This is a genomic window from Thermaurantimonas aggregans (assembly GCF_003851885.1).
GTDB classification, from domain to species: domain Bacteria; phylum Bacteroidota; class Bacteroidia; order Flavobacteriales; family Schleiferiaceae; genus Thermaurantimonas; species Thermaurantimonas aggregans.
Window position 1 is genome coordinate 163,322 of the sequence record NZ_BHZE01000001.1, and the last position, 23,491, is coordinate 186,812.

At 47.8% G+C, this 23,491-nt stretch carries 18 protein-coding genes; 6 read left to right on the plus strand and 12 right to left on the minus strand.

What is annotated here, in order from left to right:
* Nucleotides 1–268: 268 nt before the first annotated feature.
* Together EIP89_RS00760 and trpS are read right to left on the minus strand one after the other, a co-directional pair.
* The gene (locus tag EIP89_RS00760) at nucleotides 269–2,086 is read right to left on the minus strand and encodes an ABC transporter ATP-binding protein (RefSeq protein ID WP_124396748.1); all 1,818 of its coding nucleotides are present in this window, start codon (nucleotides 2,084–2,086) and stop codon (nucleotides 269–271) included.
* Between the two features lie 10 nt (nucleotides 2,087–2,096).
* On the minus strand, nucleotides 2,097–3,068 hold the full coding sequence (gene trpS / locus EIP89_RS00765) for a tryptophan--tRNA ligase (RefSeq protein ID WP_124396749.1): 972 nt from the start codon (nucleotides 3,066–3,068) through the stop codon (nucleotides 2,097–2,099).
* 252 nt (nucleotides 3,069–3,320) lie between these two features.
* On the opposite strand from trpS, the gene EIP89_RS00770 reads away from it, so the two are divergent.
* On the plus strand, nucleotides 3,321–4,541 hold the full coding sequence (locus EIP89_RS00770) for an NRAMP family divalent metal transporter (RefSeq protein WP_124396750.1): 1,221 nt from the start codon (nucleotides 3,321–3,323) through the stop codon (nucleotides 4,539–4,541).
* On the opposite strand, the gene EIP89_RS00775 is transcribed toward EIP89_RS00770, so the two are convergent.
* The 10 genes from EIP89_RS00775 to trmB form a co-directional block, all read right to left on the minus strand.
* Complete coding sequence (locus tag EIP89_RS00775) at nucleotides 4,518–5,786, minus strand: DEAD/DEAH box helicase (protein WP_124396751.1); 1,269 nt, start codon at nucleotides 5,784–5,786, stop codon at nucleotides 4,518–4,520. The genes EIP89_RS00770 and EIP89_RS00775 overlap by 24 nt on opposite strands.
* Nucleotides 5,783–6,262 (minus strand): GAF domain-containing protein, encoded by a 480-nt coding sequence (locus EIP89_RS00780; protein ID WP_124396752.1) that lies wholly within the window; start codon nucleotides 6,260–6,262, stop codon nucleotides 5,783–5,785. Before EIP89_RS00780 ends, EIP89_RS00775 begins: the two co-directional genes overlap by 4 nt.
* 9 nt (nucleotides 6,263–6,271) lie before the next feature.
* Nucleotides 6,272–6,778: a thiol peroxidase gene (gene tpx, locus EIP89_RS00785; protein ID WP_124396753.1), complete on the minus strand. Its 507-nt coding sequence runs from the start codon at nucleotides 6,776–6,778 to the stop codon at nucleotides 6,272–6,274.
* A gap of 3 nt (nucleotides 6,779–6,781) precedes the next feature.
* The gene (locus EIP89_RS00790; RefSeq protein ID WP_124396754.1) at nucleotides 6,782–9,478 is read right to left on the minus strand and encodes a valine--tRNA ligase; all 2,697 of its coding nucleotides are present in this window, start codon (nucleotides 9,476–9,478) and stop codon (nucleotides 6,782–6,784) included.
* A 325-nt stretch (nucleotides 9,479–9,803) separates the two neighbouring features.
* Entirely contained in the window at nucleotides 9,804–11,669 is a 1,866-nt protein-coding gene (locus tag EIP89_RS00795) for a putative porin (protein WP_160160470.1), read from the minus strand.
* 1 nt (nucleotide 11,670) lies between these two features.
* Nucleotides 11,671–12,891 (minus strand): glycosyltransferase family 4 protein, encoded by a 1,221-nt coding sequence (locus EIP89_RS00800; protein WP_124396756.1) that lies wholly within the window; start codon nucleotides 12,889–12,891, stop codon nucleotides 11,671–11,673.
* The gene (locus EIP89_RS00805) at nucleotides 12,888–14,378 is read right to left on the minus strand and encodes an LptF/LptG family permease (protein WP_124396757.1); all 1,491 of its coding nucleotides are present in this window, start codon (nucleotides 14,376–14,378) and stop codon (nucleotides 12,888–12,890) included. The genes EIP89_RS00800 and EIP89_RS00805 overlap by 4 nt, the downstream gene beginning before the upstream one ends.
* Nucleotides 14,379–14,384: 6 nt before the next feature.
* Nucleotides 14,385–15,020, minus strand: coding sequence for an outer membrane lipoprotein periplasmic chaperone LolA1 (gene lolA1, locus EIP89_RS00810; RefSeq protein WP_124396758.1), 636 nt, complete (start codon nucleotides 15,018–15,020; stop codon nucleotides 14,385–14,387).
* Complete coding sequence (locus tag EIP89_RS00815; protein WP_124396759.1) at nucleotides 15,020–17,485, minus strand: FtsK/SpoIIIE family DNA translocase; 2,466 nt, start codon at nucleotides 17,483–17,485, stop codon at nucleotides 15,020–15,022. The genes lolA1 and EIP89_RS00815 overlap by 1 nt, the downstream gene beginning before the upstream one ends.
* Nucleotides 17,486–17,666: 181 nt before the next feature.
* Nucleotides 17,667–18,338 (minus strand): tRNA (guanosine(46)-N7)-methyltransferase TrmB, encoded by a 672-nt coding sequence (trmB, locus tag EIP89_RS00820; protein WP_124396760.1) that lies wholly within the window; start codon nucleotides 18,336–18,338, stop codon nucleotides 17,667–17,669.
* An 88-nt stretch (nucleotides 18,339–18,426) separates the two neighbouring features.
* Here trmB and EIP89_RS00825 point away from each other — a divergent pair, with 88 nt between their 5' ends.
* From EIP89_RS00825 to rmuC, 5 genes are all read left to right on the plus strand, one after another.
* Nucleotides 18,427–18,963, plus strand: coding sequence for an FKBP-type peptidyl-prolyl cis-trans isomerase (locus EIP89_RS00825; RefSeq protein WP_124396761.1), 537 nt, complete (start codon nucleotides 18,427–18,429; stop codon nucleotides 18,961–18,963).
* Nucleotides 18,964–18,969: 6 nt separating this feature from the next.
* Entirely contained in the window at nucleotides 18,970–19,989 is a 1,020-nt protein-coding gene (locus tag EIP89_RS00830; protein ID WP_124396762.1) for a peptidylprolyl isomerase, read from the plus strand.
* A gap of 16 nt (nucleotides 19,990–20,005) precedes the next feature.
* Nucleotides 20,006–20,290, plus strand: a complete 285-nt coding sequence (locus tag EIP89_RS00835) for a hypothetical protein (protein ID WP_124396763.1) — start codon at nucleotides 20,006–20,008, stop codon at nucleotides 20,288–20,290.
* Nucleotides 20,291–20,300: 10 nt separating this feature from the next.
* Nucleotides 20,301–21,230, plus strand: coding sequence for a peptidylprolyl isomerase (locus EIP89_RS00840; protein ID WP_124396764.1), 930 nt, complete (start codon nucleotides 20,301–20,303; stop codon nucleotides 21,228–21,230).
* A gap of 437 nt (nucleotides 21,231–21,667) precedes the next feature.
* Nucleotides 21,668–23,299: a DNA recombination protein RmuC gene (gene rmuC / locus EIP89_RS00845; protein WP_218019304.1), complete on the plus strand. Its 1,632-nt coding sequence runs from the start codon at nucleotides 21,668–21,670 to the stop codon at nucleotides 23,297–23,299.
* The last annotated feature ends 192 nt before the right edge of the window (nucleotides 23,300–23,491 follow it).

The window sequence follows — 23,491 nt, forward strand, 5'->3', positions numbered from 1 at the left end:
TTTAGGGTGAGCAAGTAAAAATTATAACTTACCCTTAAACCTCCTCACTTCGTCCTTCGGACGCAGGGAGGGGGTTTTGTTTGTACTTTTAAACATTCAAACCAAATCAACAAACAAATCCGTAAAATCTGGAGAATTATCTGTGTGTTTCTGTGTGGAAAAAGGATTTATCCAAAACTACAATTCATAAATCTGATTGACTTCCCGCAGGTCTCACAGAACACCGTTAATGGGATTTTGTTAAAGTTTTAAATCAAAATTGGATTGATTAAAATTCCTGCAGCTTGATAAGGCGGGCATAGATTCCGCCGGCCGACAATAGCTCGTCGTGTGTTCCAGTTTCAGCGATTTTACCTTTGTCCATTACCACTATTTTATTGGCATGTCGGATGGTACTAAGGCGATGGGCTATGATGATGGAGGTACGATTTTGCATCAAACGGGTAATGGCCTCCTGCACGAGTCGTTCACTTTCGGTATCGAGGGCACTAGTGGCTTCGTCGAGAATTAAAATGGGAGGATTTTTAAGAATGGCTCTTGCAATGGCAATGCGCTGGCGCTGTCCTCCAGAAAGACGCGAGCCCATATCGCCTACTACAGTGTCAAAACCTTGTTCGAGTTTTACGATAAAGTCATGAGCATTGGCAATTCGCGCTGCTTCTTCGATCTCTTCATGGCTTGCTTCAGGCTTTCCAAGGGCAATGTTGTTTCGCACAGTGTCATTGAAAAGAATGGGCTCTTGCGTTACAATGCCCATGAGCGATCGAAGGGATTTTAAGTCAATTTCTCGAATATCGCGGCCATCCAGAGTAATTTGTCCTGATGTAACGTCGTAAAATCGAGGAATGAGATTTACGAGCGATGTTTTTCCACTGCCAGATAGGCCCACCAGGGCTACGGTTTGCCCATAGGGTATGGTCAGATTGATGTCGTGAAGAATGATTTCTTCCCTATAGCCAAAGTGAACATTTTTGAAGTGAATAGCCTCTTTGAATTCTGTAATTTTTGGAGCACTGGGAGGTGATGTAATGGGATTTTCGCTTTCGAGAATTTCAAGAACGCGCTCAGCCGAGGCTGCGCCTTTTTTCAGGTTATAAGATGCTCGACTTATCGCCTTGCTGGGCGGGATCATTTGATAAAAGAAAAGAATATAGGCTATAAAATTCGCCGGACCAAATTGGTCAGAGGCTATGACGATGCGGCCACCAAACCAGATAACAGCAGCCATTATGATGGCGCCCAACATTTCGCTTACAGGCGAGGCCAAGTCGTATCGGCGCATCACGCGGTTTGAGGTTTTGTAAAAATCTGCATTAATGCGTTCAAATCGAGCTTGTTTAATTTTTTCGGCGTTAAACGCTTTGAGAATGCGCAGGCCGGTAATCGTTTCATCGATGTGGCTCATCAAACTGCCCAACTGCGACTGGGCTGTGGTAGATTGTCTTTTAAGTGAGCGCCCAATTCGACTGATCACATAGGACACTACTGGCAACGTGAGCAGCACAAAGAGCGTGAGTTTGTAATTCATCCAAAGCAAAACGGCAAGAGAACCAATAATCATCAGCGGATCGCGAAAAATCATTTCCAGTAAAACGATCATCGCAGCTTCTATTTCTCGTAGGTCCACCGTGATGCGGGAGATAATGTCGCCCTTCTGTCTTTGAGCGTAAAAGGCCATTGGCAGTTGGAGCAATTTGGCGTGTAACTCTCTGCGGAGCTGAAAAGAGATGCCATTCCTGACCGGTGCAATCACATACAAACCTAGATAGTGAAAGAGGTTTTTGAAGAAAAAGGCAACAATGACCCAAATGACTACGTACAGCAGCGCTTCGGAAACGGAGGTATTCGCCAGTCGATATTCAATCTGTTTGTAGAATTCTCTTTTAATCTGATCGAAGAGCGATGTGCCTGTAATGCTTTCCGACATGGGGCCATTTACCCCAAAAATCAATTGAAGAACCGGAATCACCAAACCCACTGAAACCAGTGAAAAGGCAATGCTGAGCACGTTAAAGAGTACGCTCAGGCCAATTAAACCTTTATAGCGAAAGAGATAGGGATAGATCTTTCGAAGGGGCTTGTTCATAAATATCAGATTAAAAACCCAAGGCCTGGCGCACTCGGTGCAATATCACACTGCCTACGGCACGAGCCTTTTCTGCCCCCACTCTTAGAAGATTTTCTAATTCTGCTTTATCGTTCATGAGGCGTGTGTATTCTGATCGTGCTGAGGCATATTTCTCAAGAATCAGAGCCAAAAGTTCTTTTTTAGCATGTCCGTAGCCATAGCCACCCGCCTCGTATTTTTTGCGCATTTCAGCGATTTGATCAGGTGCAGCCAGTAGTTTGTACAGGGCGAAGACATTGCACGTGTCTGGATTTTTGGGTTGCTCCAGAGGAGTGCTGTCTGTTACAATGCTCATTACTTGCTTTTTAAGCATGTTTTCGGGAGCGAAGATGTCGATGGTGTTTTTGTACGACTTACTCATCTTGCGCCCATCGATTCCGGGTATGGTCATTACATCTTCGCGAATAAGGGCATCTGGAAGTTTTAAAATTTCCTGTCCCACAGCGTGATTTACGGCTGAGGCGATGTCGCGGGTGATTTCGAGGTGCTGCTTTTGGTCTTTGCCCACAGGCACGAAGTCGGCATCGTAGAGCAAGATATCAGCTGCCATCAGCACGGGGTAGTTGAATAGGCCGGCGTTCACATCGCTGAGCCGATCGCTTTTCTCTTTAAAGCTGTGTGCATTGGCCAGCATGGGGTAGGGTGTAAAACAGCTGAGATACCAGGCCAGCTCGGTCACCTCTGGCAGATCACTCTGGCGGTAGAAGACATTTTTCTGTGCATCAAACCCGCAAGCTAGCCAGGCAGCTGCCACACTGCGGGTGTGCTTTCGGCGCAATTCGCCGTCCTTTATAGTTGTAAGAGAATGAAAATCAGCAATAAAAAAGAAACTTTCAGCATCGGGCTGTTTTGAGAATTCAATGGCAGGAGCAATGGCTCCCAATACATTGCCCAGATGGGGTTGTCCAGAACTTTGAACTCCTGTGAGATATCTCGGCATTCTTTATAAAATAAATCTGAATTTAAAAGGCAAAGGTACATGGCCACACTTGAACTAATACGAACCGCGGCTATCTACGTCCGTTGGCATACCATCCTGAACGATGTCTTGATCGTAGATAAATATTTACTCTTGTCCACTCTTTGGATATAGAGGAGCGTTTGCAATTAAAAACCAGTGATTTCTAGTACTCTTAGACGAATGTTAATCATATTTTAAAACATTCACTCATCTTTGCACAAATCCAGATACATGTCGTCTAATTGGTTTCAGAAGCTCGGTCCGGGCCTTCTTTATGCTGGTGCAGCCGTAGGGGTTTCTCACCTTGTGCAAAGTACCCGAGCCGGCGCTGAGTATGGCCTTCTGCTCATACCGGTGGTGGTGCTTGCGAATGTGTTAAAGTGGCCGTTTTTTGTGGCAGGTCCTATTTACGCAGCACACACGGGTCAATCGCTGGTGCAGGGCTATTACCAATTGGGCAAAACGCCTTTTTACATCAATCTTTTAATCTGCATCGGCACAGTTCCGGGTATCCTTGGAGCTGTTACGCTGGTTACGGCCGGGATTTTTAACGTGTTGATGATGCCCACCCTGTCGGTCAAAGTGAGCTCAGCCGCCATCTTAGCCTTGTGTCTTGCGCTTTTGTTGCGCGGGCGGTATGCTTGGCTCGACCGCATTGTGAAGTGGATTGTCATATTGCTCAGTGCCTCTACGCTTCTTGCTTTGGCCTTCGCCTGGAAGACGCCTTCGAAGCCTTATTGGCCTGAAGTAAATTGGCTTGATGGCGTCCATTTTACTTTTTTGATTGCACTTATGGGATGGATGCCTTCACCCATTGACTTGAGCATCTGGCAGTCGCTGTGGTCTGTGGAAAAGTTCCGAATTCAGCCGCAGGCTCGAGAAGGGTATATGTTTGATTTCAACACAGGCTTCTGGGGCACCACTCTTTTAGCTGTAGTCTTTTTGTTGCTTGGCTATTTTTCTCTTTATGGCCGGGTAGATGCCATGCCAGAGAATGCCACTGCTTTTGCAGGCATGTTTGTGCAGATGTATGAATCGTCTTTAGGGCCGGCTTTGGCATGGGTAGTGAAGGTGGCTGCCCTTGCCTGTATGTTCAGCACGGTACTAACGGTGCTCGATGCCTATCCAAGAGTCATAGCAGAGAGCATCTCTACCTTGCGACCGCAGACCAATAAGTCGCGATGGCGGACATTGTTTCTTTGGGTTACAGCTTTGGGTGGACTTTCGGTAATTGTTTTTTTCCAGAGCAATATGAAAGCACTGGTCACTTTTGCTACTGTAGTGAGCTTTGTTACGGCACCTATACTGGCTGTGTTCAACGCTACTCTTTTGTACAGAATCGGTTTTTTTAATAAATCGATTTGGAATGTACGTGCCATGCTCACCCTTGCGGGTTTGCTGTATTTAATAGGATTTTCAGCCTTGTACCTATTCAGCTTGTTTAGGGGCTGAAGAACTTTTTCTTGGGGGTTTTCTGTTAGCTTTTACTTGAGGTTTAGGTGGTGTAGAAGGTTTTTTAAGGGGTCTCTTTTTCTGTTTTTTGCCAAAATTAGGATTCCATTCAAAAGATTCACCGAATTCGTTTCCGGCTGACACCTTTGGTACTTCTATGCCTAACTTTTTTTCGATGAAAGAAAATTTGGACATTTCCAAAGGCGATATAAGGGTGATGGCCAATCCGGTCTTGTTGTGTCGAGCGGTACGTCCGATCCGATGTACATAGTCGTCAGGCGACGGGGGTACATCGTAATTGACTACGGCGGCAAGGTCTGCTATGTCGATGCCACGTGCCAAAACATCGGTAGCCACCAGTGCTTTGTATTGCTTTGATTTGAAGGCCGTAAGCACGGCTTCGCGCTCTGCTTGCTCCAGCTCGGAAGAGATGTAGGCAGCGCGAATTCCTTTGTTGTTCAGTCGATTGACGAGCGATTGTAGCAATTTCTTCTTCCCGCAAAAGACGATGGCTTGCTCTTCGGGTTTCAACTTTTTGAGGAAGTGAGAGAGGTATTTGCTCTTGGTTTCCTCTTGTACAAGCACTACCTGCTGCTGAATACCAGTGGCTGGCTTTGCGACTGCAATAGACACCTCCACGGGATTTCGGAGGATTTCGTTTGCCAACTTGCGTATGCGTGGCGACATGGTGGCGCTGAAAAGTAAATTCTGTCGCTCGGCAGGCAGTCGTTTGATGATTTGCTTGATATCGTCGTAAAAACCCATGTCGAGCATCTTATCTGCCTCGTCGAGCACCAAATAGCGGAAGTACGACATATCGGCGTACGCATTTCGCATGTGTGCCAACAGTCGGCCCGGGGTAGCTACAATAAATTGTACTTTGGCTTCTAAAGCGCGCTTTTCGCGATCAAAGGCCCCTGAATCATTGCCGCCATAAATGGTTTCAGCATGTAAGGGAGTGAAATATATGAGTCCGTGCAACTGATTGGCAGTCTGTATGCTCAGCTCCCACGTAGGGCTAAGAATGAGCACTCCTTCGTAGGCTCCTTTATCCAGCAAGCGCTGGCACAAGGGAAGACAGAATGCCAACGACTTGCCTGATCCGGTAGAAGCAAGGCCGAGCACATCTCGGCCTTCAAGTATGGGATGATAGGTTTTTTCCTGTATCTCAGTTAGGGTGCTGTAGCCCATGTAGCCGATCGCTTCCTGCAATTCGGGCTTCAGGTTGAGTTCTTCGAAGGTCATACGCTTTGCGAAGTGTACACCTTTTGGCTAATAAGCTGACAAATTTCTTCGAGAAATGCGGATGTTTCGTCATCGAAGCGGTTTAGTACATGCGAGTCGATGTCGAGCTGGCCGATCAGTTTACCGGCACCATCGTTTAGGGGAATCACTATCTCACTCTTCGTAGCCAAGCTGCATGCCAGATAGTTATCTGACTGCGACACATCAGCCACATTCAGCGTAGTACCACTCACGGCTACTTGACCGCAAATGCCTCTACCATAGGGAATCACTGTGTGATCGGTTGGCTCACCCACAAAAGGCCCCAACTCCAGTACTTGTTTTTCGTCGTTCATAAAGTAAAACCCCACCCAGTCCATGTGCGGCAGACTGGAGTTGATGACCTTACAGACCTCTAAAAGACGCTCTTCTGCCGTATTTTCTGAATCGAGTAGGGCTGAAATGCGGTTTTTAATCTGTTCGAAAGTTTCTTTCATCTCACTGACCTATTGTGCTGGAATGGCTGCTAGTGCTGCGTCGTAATTGGGCTCTTGAGCGATCTCGGGCACTTGTTCGGTGTAAATAACGGTGCCGCTCGGATCAGCAACAATTACGGCTCTGCTTAGTAATCCGGCCAACGGGCCATCTACCATTGTAACGCCGTAGTTGATGCCAAAATCTGGATTGCGGAAGTCGCTGGCACTTACGACATTTTCAATGCCTTCAGAGCCACAAAAGCGCTTGTGTGCAAAGGGTAAGTCCTTCGAGATACAGAGCACGCGCACATTGTTGCGCGAAGCAGCTCTTTCGTTGAACTGACGTACACTGGCTGCGCAAATACCTGTATCTACCGACGGAAAAATGTTCAACACCAAATATTTACCTTCAAAGTCGGTGTTTTTTACTTCTTTAAGCGAAGTATCGATGAGTGTAAAATTCGGCAGCTTGCTGCCTACAGCGGGCAGATTGCCCACGGTGTGAACAGGATTGCCTTTAAATGTGATGGTTGCCATGTCTTATTGTTTGATTTTGAGTTGATTTAGTTGTTCTAATCGCTTGGTCAGGGCCTCGATTTTGGCCTCTGCGTCTTGTTTTTTCTTGAGTTCGTTTTGTTTTACTTGTTCAGGTGCATTTTGCATAAAGCGCTCGTTGCCGAGCTTTTTCATCACCGACTCCAAAAATCCTTTAGCATAGTTGAGGTCGGCTTGTACTTTGGCTAATTCGGCATCTACATCCAACGCGTCTTCATTGATGGGATAAATGAACTCAATGCCCCCAGCCAAAAATGTTTTCACGTTGCTAAGTACATCGCTGAGCACCTCAATGTTCGCAAGTCCGCCGAGTTTAAGGATCATTGTGATGTATGGGTGAGCGAGTACTTCAGCGTTTTCTGCTTTCACAAACAGGGTGATGCGCTCTTTAGGTGTAATTTGGTTTTGGGCTCTGAAGTTTCGGATGGCTGTCACAATTTCACTGCTCTTTTCAAAAGCGCGAACAGCTTCCGCATCTACCTTTCCTGCCTTTGGCCAGGGAGCATTCATAATCAGTCCTGTGCCGCTGGATAGATGGCTGTACAACTCCTCTGTGATAAAGGGCATAAAAGGATGCAACAGCTTCATCAAGTCAATGAAATAGCTTTTTGAAGATTCAAGTGCTTCTTGTGAAATGCGCTCGCCATAGGCCGGCTTTATCCATTCGAGATACCACGAGCAGTATTTGTCCCAAATCAAATCATACACCGCCATGAGCGCTTCAGAGATGCGGTACTTTGCGAAGAGGTCGTCGATCTCCTGTACAGCAGCAGCCAATTGTTGGCCAAACCAGGATACAGCAGCAGCTTCCGTTGCATTCATTGGCCGCTCTTCTGCCGTCCAGCTCTGAATCAGGCGAAAGGCGTTCCAGATCTTGTTGGCAAAGTTTCGCCCTTGTTCACACAATTTCTCGTCGAAGAGCAGGTCATTTCCTGCCGGCGAACTGAAGAGCATGCCCACGCGCACGGCATCGGTGCCATAGGTAGCCATCAGCTGTTCGGGGTCTGGACTGTTGCCCAGCGACTTCGACATTTTGCGGCCCAACTTGTCGCGCACGATACCGGTGAGATACACGTGCTTAAAGGGAATTTTATCCGCGTACTCCATTCCGGCTATAATCATCCTTGCCACCCAGAAGAAGAGAATCTCCGGTGCTGTTACCAGTACTTCGGTGGGGTAGTAGTAGGCAAGCTCGGCATTTTTAGTAAAGTCGATTTTGCCGCGCACGCGGTCAAAGCATTGGTCGTTAAAACCCCCAAAAACTTGAAGTGGCCACAGCCACGACGAAGCCCAGGTGTCGAGTACATCTGGGTCTTGACGCAGGTCTTGGGCTTTGAGTCCGGCATTGCCCGACTTTTGGCGCGCGAGTTCTACAGCTTCTTCCAGTGTTTCGGCTACTACGTAGTCTTCGGGTCCGTCGCCATAGTAAAAGGCCGGAATGCGATGGCCCCACCACAGCTGGCGTGAGATGCACCAGTCTTTCACATTCTCCATCCAGTGGCGGTAAGTATTGATGAACTTGGCCGGATGCAACTGTATATCGCCCTTTTCCACCACTTCTAGGGCTTTGGCCGAAATCTCCTTCATCCGGATAAACCATTGCAGCGACAGCCTTGGCTCCACGACCGAATTCGTGCGCTCTGATCGGCCTACGCGTGTGATGGTATCTTCTGTCTTTACAAGCACTTCTGCTTCTTCCAGCTTCTGGCGCATTAGCTTACGCACTTTAAAGCGGTCTAATCCCACAAACTCCGGCACACCGCACAGTTCGTTGAGCGTGCCGTCGTCGTTGAGGGTATCGATCACGGGTAGATTGTGTCGCAACCCGATTTCGTAATCGTTGGGGTCGTGAGCAGGGGTTACCTTCAGACAGCCCGTTCCAAACTCCTTGTCCACATACTCATCGGCTATGATGGGCACTTCGCGCCCGATGATGGGCACAATGGCCGTTTTGCCAATCAGATGGGCATAGCGCTCGTCCGTCGGATTTACTGCCACCGCCACATCGCCCATGATGGTTTCAGGCCGTACCGTGGCCACCGTCAGGTAGTCGTCAGAGCCTTTTATGTAGTATTTTACGTAGTAAAACGTTACCTTTTCCCCTTCGTCGTTGTAGATTACCTCCTCATTGCTCAGGGCAGTGCGCGCCTCGCAGTCCCAGTTGATCATCCGAAGGCCGCGATAGATGTAGCCTTTTTTGTATAAGTCCACAAACACCCTGATTACCGCACGGTAATAGTCTTCGTCCATCGTAAAGGTGGTGCGCTTCCAATCGCACGAAGCCCCTAGCCTGCGCAATTGGTGCAAAATGATGCCTCCGTACTTCTCCTTCCACTCGAAGGCATACTTCAGAAACTCTTCCCGCGTCAGTTGATGTTTTGAAATGCCCTTTTCCCGCAGCATGGCCACCACTTTTGCCTCGGTGGCGATGGAGGCATGGTCAGTACCCGGCACCCAGCACGCGTTGTAGCCCAGCATGCGCGCCCGGCGTATGAGCACATCCTGGATCGTATTGTTCAGCATATGCCCCATGTGTAGCACGCCCGTAACGTTGGGCGGTGGTATCACGATCGTGTAAGGCGGTCGTTGATCAGGTACAGATGCAAAGCACTCGTGCTGAGTCCAGTACTCCAGCCACTTCTTCTCAATGTCTGCAGGGGTGTATTTGGCAGAAATCTCCATCTAATTTAGTCTAAGCAAGTCAAGGCCGCAAAGTTATTTGCCACAGCCGCATGGCGACCTTTCGGATTCACTTAGCTTGCTTTATTAAGGAAGCACCAACATTCGGAAGATTTTTTTCTTTTTTATTATTTGGGCGCCTCCCCCGGCTTGTGCTTTCAGCACTTCGCCGGGGGCCGGGCTGTCCGGGGGTTCCGTACCTGCCTGCGGCAGGCACCGCACCTGTCGGTGCGCCCCTACCATCCCTGGCGCGGGTGAATGCTGCTCTCAGCGTTTGGTTGAAGCCTTTTCTCATGAGCTGAGGCAGTTAATGTTTTTAACGAATTTCTCAATTAAAAAATCGCCAGAGCAGGCCCACGCGTAGCACCGGATCGGCCATAGGATAGTTTTTTGCGCCAAAGTAATTGTAAGGCGTCAGCCAGCCTGCTGTGGCATTCTCGTAGCGCAGAGTTATTACTGCGCTTTTGATCTGAAAATGTATAAATGCATCTACCAGAAGGGTATTTCCAATCTCCTTTTGCTCAGCCAGATAAAAGCTGCCAAGTACGGGTGAATACCCCATTGCATCAAATTGACTGAACCATGCTGCACCTGCGCCGACAATTACTCCGAGATTTCGCTGAAAGAGATAAAATCGACTATAGACCTCGGCATCAGCCATCCACTCCGGCAAGCGAATCAGCTCCCGCCGACTCACTTGTTGCATGGCTGCAGTATGGCGATAAGTCAGCCATTTGGCTAAAGGCTGTTCAAAGGTCCACTTCGCTTGCAATATGCTTACCTGACCGTCATGCTGAAAGGGCTTTAACGTCGAATCTAAAAAGATAAGCCCTTCGTTCAGCCAGCTGCGCAAAGTCAAAGTACCCATGTAGGGCAAGTCAATTTCTCCGCCTGCTTCGCGGTATCGAATGTATTTAAAGGATGTATTCCAGCCAGTTAAATTTGATAAATGGAGTCTGTAAAACGCGTGTGGGGCCTCCATCGAATTTTGAATCCAGGCAGAAAGTCGAAGGTTATTGTTTAAAACATACTGAAATCTGCCATAGAGCGCACTTGCTCCTGTAGCTTCGCCTGCCGGAAGATAGCTTATGCCGGCTTGTACGTGCATCCTTTTGCGCCTCCATTCAAATTCGCCAAAAGTTCGCCATTGCGGAAAATAATGCTTGTGATACCTGCTGCTGTGCAGACTGTGCTGAAACCCTACACCTCCTCTGAGTTCTACTTGTTCACCTAAGCCTACGGATGCAAAAGCCTCATTTCGAAGGTATTCAAACGTGGTGCTGTCTTGTGTTTGTTCCGTAGAATAGTTGAATTGCTTGAAGTACATGGTGTCTTCGTCACGGTGATTTTTGAAGTATTCGTACCGCTCGCGCTCGTATCTGAAGCGATGACCGATGCCTATCGAAAAGAGCTTTTTATCCTTCTCTTCTCCATCTGTACTCTTTATCTGCAGAAGGTCGTATGTGTGTTGAAAATAAGCCGTTTGCACGGCTGAGGTGCTTTTGCCGTCTCTAAATTTTACTGGCACCAATGGTCTGTCGCGACGTGTATTTTTCGTAAATACGGTATCAAAACGCAACCCGCCATTTTCATTGGAAAGTTGCCGCTGCCAAGTGTAATACCCCTGAAACGTATAACGTCCATTGGTAGAGAGGTAATCGGTCGAAAGGGTAAAGTTTGAACGCTCGGTGTTCATGTGGGGGTAAAAGCCTTCGGAATTCAGCCTTTGCCAATGAAGGTGATAGTTCCAACGCCGATGAATGTTTTGTGTGTGAAAAATCCGAAACAATTGTCCGCGATTGTAGCCCTGGGTGTAGCGCGCCTCGGTAAGGGGCGCATTTGCTTTGTAAAAACGCACTTGCTCGTGCCGGTAGCGTTGGTGGTAGAAGGGCGCATTTCCCCATTCCAAGTAATTGTGATACACGGGATTGTACAGCAAGTCGTAAATAGGTGCTCCCAGATTCCCAAGTTCTAACCGCAAGCGTGTACGACTTTCGTCGAAGCTGTAGCCACCGTACAGTTCCGGGGTAAATGCTGTATCAACCGCTTTATACCCATTTGCAAGGGTTTTATACTGAAAAGAAACTGGCAAGGTGGAAGGACTACCTGCAAACTGGGCTGTGGTGTTACTACTCGCTATGGCAAAAAGGAACAGAGCTATGCCCGAAAGAGCATTTTCAAGCCAATTTCTCAAATCAGTAGGAGATTCTGTTGTCCGAAAATTCTTTGTAATACTGGTGCAATGAACAGGCTATGGAGGTGAGATCATAGTGCTCCTCTATCAGTTTGCGGCCATTGAAACTCAGCTGTCGGCGCATGGCTTCGTCGTCGAGCAGCAAACACACCGCATGGGCAAATTCCTGCGGATCATTGGCCAGCAGGATATGTTCTCCGTTTATTACTTCAATGCCTTCAGCACCTACCACAGTTGATACTACCGGCATCCCAAGTGCAAGTGCCTCCAAGAGTTTGATGCGCACCCCACTGCCGCTGAGCAAGGGTACAACCAAAATTTTACCACTTAGTAAAAATTCAATGGGCGAACTGATTTCACCGTGAAAAGAAACCTTCTCTGAAGGATTTTTTAACCATTTATCTGGCATGTTTCTACCAGCTACATGAAACTCTGCTTCCGGACAAATTTTTAAGATTTTAGGCCATACTTCAGCCAAAAACCATTCAATTCCCTGCCGATTGGGCAACCAGTCGAAAGAAGCCAGATGCACGATCTTTTTCCTGCCAAATTGAAAATTCGAAAACCGTCGCATGTTGTTGACTTTAAGTCCAAAGTGCACGGTCTGAACTTTTGCAGGATTTTTTGTCATAGCCACAAACTCCTTTCTGTCTACATCAGATATAGGCAAAATGCAATCGACCTGTTGGGCTATAGCCTTCTCGTATTTTTTGAGTCGTTTAACTTGCATTTTTACAAAAAAGGATATGATGCTGCGGTTGTGTGCCAACCAGCGCTCCCAGATTTTGTATTCCACATTGTGTGCGCGCAAGCTTACAATGCTTTTGGGGGCGTATTTGCGCACTGTAGGCAGATATACAGTCATCGACAGCCCTTCGAACTGAACCACGTCGAAGGTGCGGCTTGTAAGTATGTCGATGAGCTTTTCTTCAAACTTTCGGTTGTAAAAGCGCTCTACGTGATACGATTGTCCGCTGAAGAGGTTGCGCACCAAACTCCATAGCGTAAAATCGGTATTCACGCGCATCGACTTAATGTAGAGTTGTCCGGGCTCGTCGAAGCTGAATTGTGTAGGGTGCACATACACGCGGGTGGCATTCAGCGCAAAGAGATGCACCTCAATGTCTTGCGACAGCAGGCCCTGAATCATATTCAGTATGGCTATGCTGCTGCCATCTCTGCCGGGATAGGGGTACTTATTGGTGAGAAGCAGTAATCTCATTGAGCGCTTTTTGCCTTTTTAAACGTAAATATTTTAAATGGCGACAGAAGTCTTTGCCAGGCTTCCCACTGCATCAGTGCTGAGTCAGTGGCCGATTTATACACCAAAAATAGCGCAATCGGCGTAAAAATCATGGATGGCAACCAAATCGAAAACCAAGGCTGAAGCACAATCTCCCGACCGAGCTTTTCAATGGTAAAACTCGTAACGTGGTAGATTATAAAGGTCAGTACACTCACCACTACTGGCATGCCCAACCCCCCCTTTCGGATGATCGCGCCGAGGGCTGCGCCTATAAAAAACATTATGAGGGCTAAATACGACAGGGCAAATTTTTTGTGCTTTTCGATGTAGTAACGGGCAATCACTTTGCGCCACCAGTAGAATTCGAGTTTTGCTTGGTCGTAGTACGATTTATGGCTGCGTGCCAAACGCAGCGCATTTTCAAGTACTAAACTGCGCTGTTCAGGAGTGAGGCCAGCAAGCATGTCAGCAGAGATGCTGTCCTGTGCTTTTTGAGTGGTGTCAGTTTCTGAATTTCCACTAGCACTGTTTACGCCAAGCTGAGTTCCAAGCACGGCATTTTCGTTATGCAGCTCAAAACGCTCTATCATCATAGCATTGAGCTCTGAAATTCTCTTTTCAAACACGGTTTTTATAGAGTCGGCTGCCACGTCGAGTTGAGCTACATTCAGCATGGTAAAGTCTTTGCCTGACTGCTTTCGAAGGTCGCCCGATTCGAAAGAGGAGAGGTCGAGCCTCATTATGGATTTTTCGAATGTACTGCGCGCAAAAGGGCGCCTTTCGATATCACTGCGCTTACGCGCTTGAATTTCTTCATAGGTACTGCCGTTGTAAAGCGTGATCTCAAGGTATTGTTTATCAGGCGTTACGCGCATTTCGCCTTCGCGGGCGGTGGTTACCTTGATGTTGCCCAGTCGATCGGTGTGGTCGTAGATGAGGATGTTGCGAAGTTTGTTTTTGTCTTCGCCGTATTTCTCACCCACTTTAATGTTGAATCCTTCAATTCCACCATAAAATACTCCCGGCTTAATGTTGAGAGCAGGTTTCTTGCTGGCGATATTTCGAAGCAGTGTTTCACCTTTGAGGTTGGTAACGGGTATGACGTAGTTGTTAAACAAAAACGAAACGCCTGCTGTAAGGAGCACGGTGAAAAAAAGAGGTCTCATCATTCGAAAGAGTGAGATGCCGGCTGACTTCATGGCGGCAAGCTCCATGTGCTCTCCCATATCGCCAAACACCATAAGCGAGGCTAGCAGAACACTCAGAGGTATGGCCTGAGGCACCATTTGGGCGGCAAAGTACACAAGTAGTTCAGCGATGTAATACCACTCTACACCCTTACCTACCAAATCGTCAATGTACTTCCACACCCACTGCATGAGCAGGAAGAGCACCATTACGACAAAGACAATGATAAAAGGCCTCAGGTAAAGCTTGAGTATGTAGCGATCGATGATTTTCAAGCGCTTTTATTGAATGATTTTGAAGCCCTTATAGCGATCTTTCTGAAAGGAGATATCCACGCCAGCCGCATTTTCGGCTATTTTAAGGATTTTAAACGTGGTAGCAGCTCCATCGCGGCTGCGCTGCATCAGGCTGTGAATCTGGTGATTTTTTGGATTAATTGTAACTTCGATGTAATCGACATCGGCGGTAGCTTTTGGCTTTATGACAATGACTTCATGAGTGATGTTGTTGATTTTCTTTTTTCCGCCCAAGTAGTAGGTATGGCCTTCTCGGTATTGATTGAGAATGGCCGATGGACTTACGACATCGTTCTCTTCGGGTTGCATCACTTGTATCTCTTTGTCGTCTAAGAGGATGTTGTAGAGCTTTTTGCCGTCAAAAATTTGCTCCATACCCATAAAGGTGAGTTTGTAGTTATTGCCTTTGAGCATGATTTGCCCTTTTTCCGATTGTTGAACAGGTGGATTGACTTTTTGATTTTCAAATAAGTATTCAAAATCAATCACATATGGCTTTCCATTTTGTAGTTTATCAGCTGCTTTGTTGAGCAGAGCTTTGGCTTCCTTATGGGTTGTTTGGGCGTTTGAGTAAAAAGATAATAAATTGAAAATGAATAAGTAAATAAACAATCGATGCATCACTTAGCGTATTTCTCTTTTAAATTTTTCAAAATGTGTTCCAACTCAGCCTCATCATTTACCAGCACCTGGCGAGCTTTGCTGCCTTCGAAGGGCCCGATGATTCCGGCAGCTTCCAATTGGTCGATTATGCGCCCTGCCCGGGCAAAACCGATGCCGAGCTTGCGCTGAATGAGGCTGGCGCTGCCTTGTCGGGTAGCTACGACGATACGAGCAGCTTCGTCGAACTTACTGTCGCGCTTACTCAAATCCACATCTGTAATATCAGGTTCTTCGTCGTCGCCCACATACTCAGGCAGCAAATAAGCTGACGGATAACCGCGCTGAGAGCCGATGTAGTCCACAATGTTTTCGACCTCTGGGGTATCAATAAAGGCACACTGCAAACGTATAAGGTCGTTGCCGGTGGAGAGCAACATATCTCCACGGCCTATGAGCTGCTCGGCACCGCCGGTGTCGAGTATGGTGCGGCTGTCGATCTTACTCGATACGCGGAAGGCAATGCGCGCCGGGAAGTTGGCCTTGATTACACCGGTGATAACATTGACTGATGGACGCTGGGTGGCAATGATGAGGTGAATGCCAATAGCACGGGCCAGTTGAGCAAGGCGAGCTATAGGGGTTTCTATCTCCTTGCCAGCCGTCATGATCAAGTCGGCAAACTCATCGATTACAAGCACGATATAGGGCAAGTATCGGTGGCCTTCTTCTGGATTGAGCCGGCGCTGAATGAACTTGGCGTTGTACTCTTTCAAGTTGCGCACATTGGCTGCTTTTAGCAGTTCGTAGCGGTTGTCCATTTCGATGGTGAGCGAGTTGAGCGTGTAGATTACCTTTTTTGTGTCGGTAATGATGCTCTCTTCGCTGTTGGGTAGCTTGGCTAGGTAGTGGCGCTCGATTTTGTTGTAGAGGTTGAGCTCTACCTTTTTGGGGTCAACGAGCACAAATTTTACCTGGGAGGGGTGTTTTTTGTAGAGGATAGATGTAATAATGGTGTTGATGCCCACCGATTTACCTTGACCAGTTGCACCTGCCATAAGCAAGTGTGGCATTTTGGTAAGGTCGGCTACGAAGGTTTCGTTACTAATGGTCTTGCCCAGTACAAGGGGCAATTCCATGTCGGTATTTTGAAACTTTTCGCTGGCGAGCAAGGTGCGCATGGGCACGATCTGCGGGTGTGCATTAGGCACCTCTATGCCTATGGTGCCTTTGCCCGGAATAGGTGCTATGATGCGTATGCCCATAGCAGCAAGGCTGAGGGCTATGTCGTCTTCGAGGTTTTTAATCTTTGAGATGCGTATGCCCGGAGCCGGCACTATTTCGTAAAGCGTAACAGTAGGGCCTACCGTTGCTTTGATTTTTGAAATTTCGATGCTGTATTGCTGGAGGGTTTCAACGATTTTGTCTTTGTTTGCCTCGAGTTCGGCTCGTTCTACGGTGATATGCCGGCTGCCGTAATCTACTAGCAGATCAAGGGTTGGACTTTTAAACGAAGCCAGTTCAAGCTTGGGGTCATATTCGCCGTATTCTTTAAGAAGGCGGTTGGCTGTGTCTTCGTCGAGGGTTCGGTCTTCTTTTACCTCTACTTCCGAAGGCACAGAGGTGGAAGGGCCAGGCGATTTGGTAGGAGTTTGCGCGTCTGTATCTTGCCGTATTTCTACTGTGAATGCTTCTTCATCGTCTTCATTGTTGGCTGGAGCGGGCTGTTCGATTAGGAGCTCACTGCCTGATTTTGGTGCCGGTGAGATATTTTCCTTAATGCTCGAAACTTCTGTGGAATAGTCGAAACTCTCGAGTGGCGTGGAGGTCTCTGGCGAAGCAGCTGTAGAAGTGTTTTTAGGTTGACTTTTAAATCGGTTAATCCAGGCCGAAAATTTTTCTGGTGTCCATTGCTGGCGCGCAGCCAAAAAGATAAGGAGAGCAAAAAGCACAACTGTGTAAGCACCTACTGAGCCCGTGAGGCTCACAAGCCATTCGCTGAAGAAGTACCCATTGGCACCGGCGAGCAGGGCGAGCGAATCAGGCAAAATCAGTCCTAAAAAAGTAGGAAGCCAGATGATGGTAAACAAAAAATTGACAGCGATGCTGTAAAAGCCTTTGAACGAGATATTAAGGGCCAGCCGCGCACCGATGTGAAAGAGCAAGTATACCCAGGCAAAGGCAGCTAAACCCACCGACCTGTAAACCATGGAATGCGCGAGGGCTGCACCAAACTTTCCCCAAAGGTTGCGAACTTGAAAGTCTTTGTTAGCGATGAGCTGCCAAAAGCTTTGGTCAAAGGCGCTCATATCGCTTTTCCAAAAAATGAAATAGCTGACAAGAGAACCAGTCAGAAAAAGAGCTGCAAAGAGTATTGCAAAGCCAAATACCAGCTTGTACACTGGCCCACTGAGCAGCTTATCAGTAGTGCTCGTCGATGGAGTTGTGTCTTTATTCTTTGATTTTGAGGCCTTTTTAGCTGGCATTGGCGGCTTTAGTTCGGTTTGCAAAAGTAGTGAAGTTGCGTCGGATGGCTTTTGGGCGACTTCCTCCTTTGGGAGAATATTAGGATTGCATTTTCACTCGGTCTACTTTTAAGTGGATTTCAACTCGTTGAATAAATCCAGTTTTTTGTTGAGAGGAAAAATTTCTCCCAAAAGTCAGTTTTTAGAATCGCCATCTCAGATATGTGATTTTTTTGCCTTGGGAGCGAAAGAGTTGTTCGTACTCGGTTTGGATTTCGAAGAGCAGGGGATGGGTTTTAGAGGCTTGGAGGTCGATGTCGTAAAACGCGTCGAGAATGCTGGCACCTGTCATTTGCAAGATGCCACAGGTGTAGCCGTGTAGAAATTCGCTGTCGGTTTTCAGATGTACTTCGCCTTCAGGCTTGAGGATGTGTCGATAGAGCTTGAGGAAGTCGGGGTGGGTGAGGCGATGTTTGGCTCTGCGGTGTTTGATCTGTGGATCGGGAAAGGTAATCCAAATTTCGGAGACCTCACCGGGGGCGAAGAGTTGATCGATGAGTTCGATTTCGGCACGTAGGAAGCCGGCATTGGTAATGCCTTCGCTGGCCACGATGCGGCAACCGCTGTTGATGCGGGCGCCTTTTACATCGATGCCGAGGAAATTTTTATCCGGAAATCGGCGCGCCAGTCCGATGGTATAGTGGCCTTTGCCACATCCCAGTTCGAGCACTAGGGGCTTGTCGTTGTGAAAGAAGTCGGCAGTCCATCGTCCGCGCAGGGGGTAGTTAGCTAGGTCGGTCGTGTGGCGCCACACTTCGGTGTAGTGCGGATATGTGCGGTTTTCAGCGAATTTTTTCAGCTTCTTTTTGGGCATTGGGCCTGAGCGATATTAACAAGCTACAAAGGAAAGCATACAATTTGATTGATGGGGAGGCCATTATCTTTGCCGTGTAATGTCGGTAATGAAACACCTTGCTCTGACGGCGGCAGTGATGCTGGTCCTATCGTGTGGCCAGCGTAACAAAGAAGCCCAGAATGCTTTAGAGGATCCTCATCAAAACATCGATCGCGAACAGTTGATCGAGATGAACCGCAAATATTTAAAGGCGGAAAACCAAGCCATAGAGGCCTATGTGAAAGACCGCAAGTGGGACTACACTGTGCACTCCAATGGGGTGTATTATCGCATTTTGAAAAAAGGCGGACAATCGCTAAAGCCAAAAGAGGGCGATGTGGTGGTGTTTCGCTCGGTGATGGAATTGCTCAATGGCAAGCGCCTCTACGAAGAGGCTCCTACCCGGCGCATGCTGCGCATTGACCGCGAAGATGCCGAAATCGGATTACATGAGATGCTAAAGCTCTTTAGCCCAGGTGATAGCGTGCAGATGGTATTGCCTTCGTATTTGGCCTTTGGCTTGGCAGGCGACCTCGACGAAGTAGGAATGCGACAGCCGATTGTGTACAGTATAAAAATCGAAAAAATCCAAACTCAACAATAAATTCCAATGAGAAAAATAGCCTTACTCATTGCCCTGCTGATGCTGGGCATTTCGTGCAACAGTCAGCCGAAAGTAAATGGCAAGACGCCAAAGCTCGAGGACGGACTTTATGCCATCATCAAAACAAACAAAGGCGACATATTGCTGAAGCTCTACCACGACAAAACACCTATGACAGTAGCCAATTTTGTGGGATTGGCCGAAGGCAAAATCGATAACACAGCCAAGCCAAAAGGCATTCCGTTTTACAACGGATTGAAGTTTCACCGCGTGATAGCGGACTTTATGATTCAAGGGGGTGACCCTAGCGGCAATGGTTCTGGTGGACCGGGCTATCAGTTTGAAGACGAAATTGTGGCTGAATTGAAACACGATGGGCCAGGAGTGCTCTCGATGGCTAATGCTGGTCCGAACACGAATGGTTCGCAATTCTTTATCACCCACAAAGAAACTCCGTGGCTCGATGGTCGCCATACAGTGTTTGGCCGCGTAGTTGAGGGCCAAGAGGTAGTAAATGCCATTCAGCAGGGCGACGAAATGATCGAAGTGAAAATCTTGCGCATCGGAAAGGAATTGAAAAACTACGATCCGGCCAAGACCTTCGAAACTGCGCGCAAGGCGCTGAAGGAAAAACTAGAGATGGAAGCCCGCAAGGCAAAAGAGGCTTTCGAAAACCTGAAGCGCGCAGCGCAAAGCACGCCTAGCGGATTGGCATATATCATCACTCAAGAGGGCACGGGCAAGCCGGCTAAGCAAGGGCAGTTTGTGACCTGCCACTACACTCTTATGCTCGCCGATGGCCGCAAGATCGATTCGTCGATTGACCGCGGACAGCCCTTCCGCTTTCAGGTGGGTATGGGCCAGGTGATTAAAGGTTGGGACGAAGCCTTGCAGATGTTTGGCCCGGGAACCAAGGTGCGACTGCTGATTCTGCCTCACCTGGGCTATGGCGAGCGTGGGGCTGGTGGAGTGATACCGCCAAATGCTGACTTGATCTTCGATGTGGAGGTGCTGGCTGTAGAATAAGTGCCTGCTGCTGATTGTGAGCTTGCTCCGAAGTGTGGCCGGGGGGTGGGCCGACTTAAGGCTCACCCCCCGGCCTTTACTGCGCCAGGGCGTAGGCGGATTACAAGCCGCGGCTGGCAAGCAGGTGGAGCAAGAGCCGTACGGGGCTGGCTCTGCAGACCCGGACGGCCGTAGCTACACGCCTGACTGCAAGGCGCGTAGCAGCCGAAGACCGGTGGCCGGTGGCCCCGCGAGGGGACGACGGACAGGCGCCCCAAAAAAACTGAAAATAGAATTTTTTTTATTCTTATTAATCAATTAATTTCCTGATAATGAATAATCAACTTTTAGCGCACATCGTGACCAGCCGGGGAACGATAACTGTAAACCTGGAGTACGAAAAAGCGCCTGTGACGGTGGCCAACTTCGTGGGGCTGGCCGAAGGGCGAATACCAAATAAGGCTCGTGCATTGGGCAAACCGTACTATGATGGGCTCACTTTTCACCGCGTGATTGCGGACTTTATGATTCAAGGGGGCGACCCGCTGGGAAATGGTCGCGGTGGGCCGGGGTATCAGTTTCCGGATGAATTTCATCCTGACTTGCGCCACGATGGACCTGGAGTGCTCTCGATGGCTAATGCTGGCCCTGATACAAACGGGTCGCAGTTTTTCATTACGCACAAGGAGACGCCATGGCTCGACGACAAGCACACGGTGTTTGGTCGAGTGCTTAAAGGGCAAGATGTGGTGGATGCCATCAGACAAGGCGATGTGATCGAGCGCATTACGATAGAGCGTGTCGGTGAGGCACTGGCTGACTATGCGCCTGAGGTAGTGTACGAACGTGAATTAAAAGAGCTGATTAAGCGCCGAGAAGAGGAAGATCGACAGGCGCAAGAAGAAATACAAGCGCTGATCGCCGATATGGAGAAAACTCACTCAGGATTGGGATATAAGTTTGTACAGCGCGGCAATGGCAAGCGCATAAAGGCTGGAGATACAGTGACCGTGCACTACGTGGGTATGCTGACGAATGGGCAGGTGTTTGACGCCTCGGTCAATAGGCAGCCTTTTACTCTAAAGGTAGGTGTGGGGCAGGTGATCAGCGGTTGGGAGGAGTTGCTGCTCCTATGTGCTGAGGGTGACCATGTGTTGGCTTATCTGCCGCCAGAATTGGCTTATGGAAAGCAGGGTGTGGCGGGCATCATTCCGCCTGAAGCAGCCTTGATATTTGAAGTTCAAATACTGCGTGTAGCGTAAGGAAATGAAAGCCGCGGACTAACGCGGCTTTTTAGTTTAAGTGCATGCGTGGGATGAATGCACTCGTGTTGCCTGGTAAATGAATTTTTTTATGATTTAAAATTGAACGTACCAAAATCAGAATTCGCGAATTCGGGGAAGTGAAACAGTAGATGGCATATCTGTAGAGCAAGTTGTTTCCTCTTTATGCATGGTGCTTTGGTGCGTATTCTCATGGAAGGGCGTAATGTTGCTAACAAGGAAAATGCTCTGTCTGACAGATGCAGGAGTCTGTCTAAAAAATGTAAAGAAAATTCTCAATATGACTTTAAAATACAGATGATTTACAGAAAAATATGAACAATAATTTCCTAACTAATACAATACCTTTGCACTATTACATGATCGGGTCAAAAAACTTTAATTGGTCTATTGATTACTAACAACAACGAAAAAGCATGAATGCGGAGATCTTACAAATCCTTCTGCTCACAGTAGTAGTGCTTACCACGATTCTTTTGCTATTTCGCAAGTCTGGCCCACGCGATGAGCTCAAAGAATTGATGCAGAAGCTCATTGCGCTCGATGCTAAGGTGACAAACCTCGAGAATTCGGTGAAAAGCGACTTTGTCCATCAGCGCCAGGAGCTCAATCAGTCGCTGGCTGAAAGCCGCCGTGAGCTCTCGGATAGCATTCGCGACTTTAAGGCGGAGCTACAGGCGGCCATTAAAAACATTCACGACCTCTCTTCTGGTAGCCTTACTACGATTAATCAAACATTGGCTGAAAAACTGGAGAATTTGCGCCAAAACACCGATCAGGCGCAGCGCGAGAATCGCTCTGAGATCAAAGAGACGCTTAAAAGCTTTGGAACCGAACAGAAGTCGAAGTTAGATGAATTGAACAGCACTCTTAGAATTCAGCTCGACAAGATCGAGAGCAAAGTAGAGACTAAACTGCAGGAGCTGACCAATCAGGCCAAAGCTGATAGTAATCAAATGCGCGAGGCCATCGACCGTTCGTTCAAAGGCTTTGAAGAGCGCTTCGAGCGCAGTGTGAATGCCATGAGCCAGATTCAAAAAGAAAAGCTCGACCAGGTGGATAAGAGCCAGAAAGAACTGATTGACTACACCAACAAACAGCTTGAACAAATACGTGCTACTGTGGAGGAAAAACTCGAAAAAACCCTCGGCGATCGCCTTGGTCAGAGTTTTGACACCGTGAGCAAGCAGCTGAACGAAGTGCAACGCGGCTTGGGCGAAATGCAAACCATAGCCTCTGAAGTAGGCAACCTGAAAAAAGTGCTCTCTAACGTAAAACTTAGAGGTACCTTAGGTGAAGTACAGCTCAGCATCCTTTTGGAGCAAATGCTTTCGCCGAATCAGTACGTCTCCAACTTCGCCATTAAACCCGGAAGCCGCGAAACGGTGGAATTTGCCATAAAACTGCCCGGTCGCAGCGATAAGGAGGATGATGCAGTGTATCTGCCTATTGATGCCAAGTTTCCGAAAGATGTGTACGAACAGCTATTGGCTGCTTATGAAAACGGACATCCCGAGCAAATAGACGCTGCGATCAAAAATCTGGAGAATGTGATGCGAAAGAACGCAAAGGATATACGCGACAAATACATTAATCCGCCGTACACCACCGATTTCGCCATCATGTTTTTGCCCTTCGAAAGCATATTCGCTGAGGTAATCCGACGTTCGAGTTTGATCGATCAGCTTCGCGATGAATACAAGATAGCCGTTGCTGGGCCTACTACATTGGCAGCCCTGCTCAATAGCTTGCAGATGGGATTCCGCACGCTGGCAATACAGAAACGCAGCAGCGAAGTGTGGAAAGTGTTGGGCGAGGTGAAAGTGGAATTCGAGAAATTTGGTGACTTACTGGAAAAAGCCAAGAGAAATATAAAAACCGGTTTAGGACAGATCGACAAGCTTGCCGGTACTCGCACAGAAAGTATTAAACGGAAATTGCGCGACGTCGAAATATTGCCATCAAACGAAACGAAGAAATTGGAGGATGAAAATGTAACGGAAGACACAGATTTTGTGGAAGAAGACGATGATGATTTAGAGGCTTGAGTGTTCGTGTAGAGCTCAAAATTTTTTAGTCAATTAGAAAAGAGCAAGTTAGAGTATTTTTAAAAGAAATCCCGATTAGTGCTAAGCAACATCGGGATTTTTGTTTTTTAGACTTCTGTAAGGAAAAATTGAAAAACAAAATCAGTAATACAAAGCTGGAAAGATCTATGTAGCTACAAATTAAATAATTGT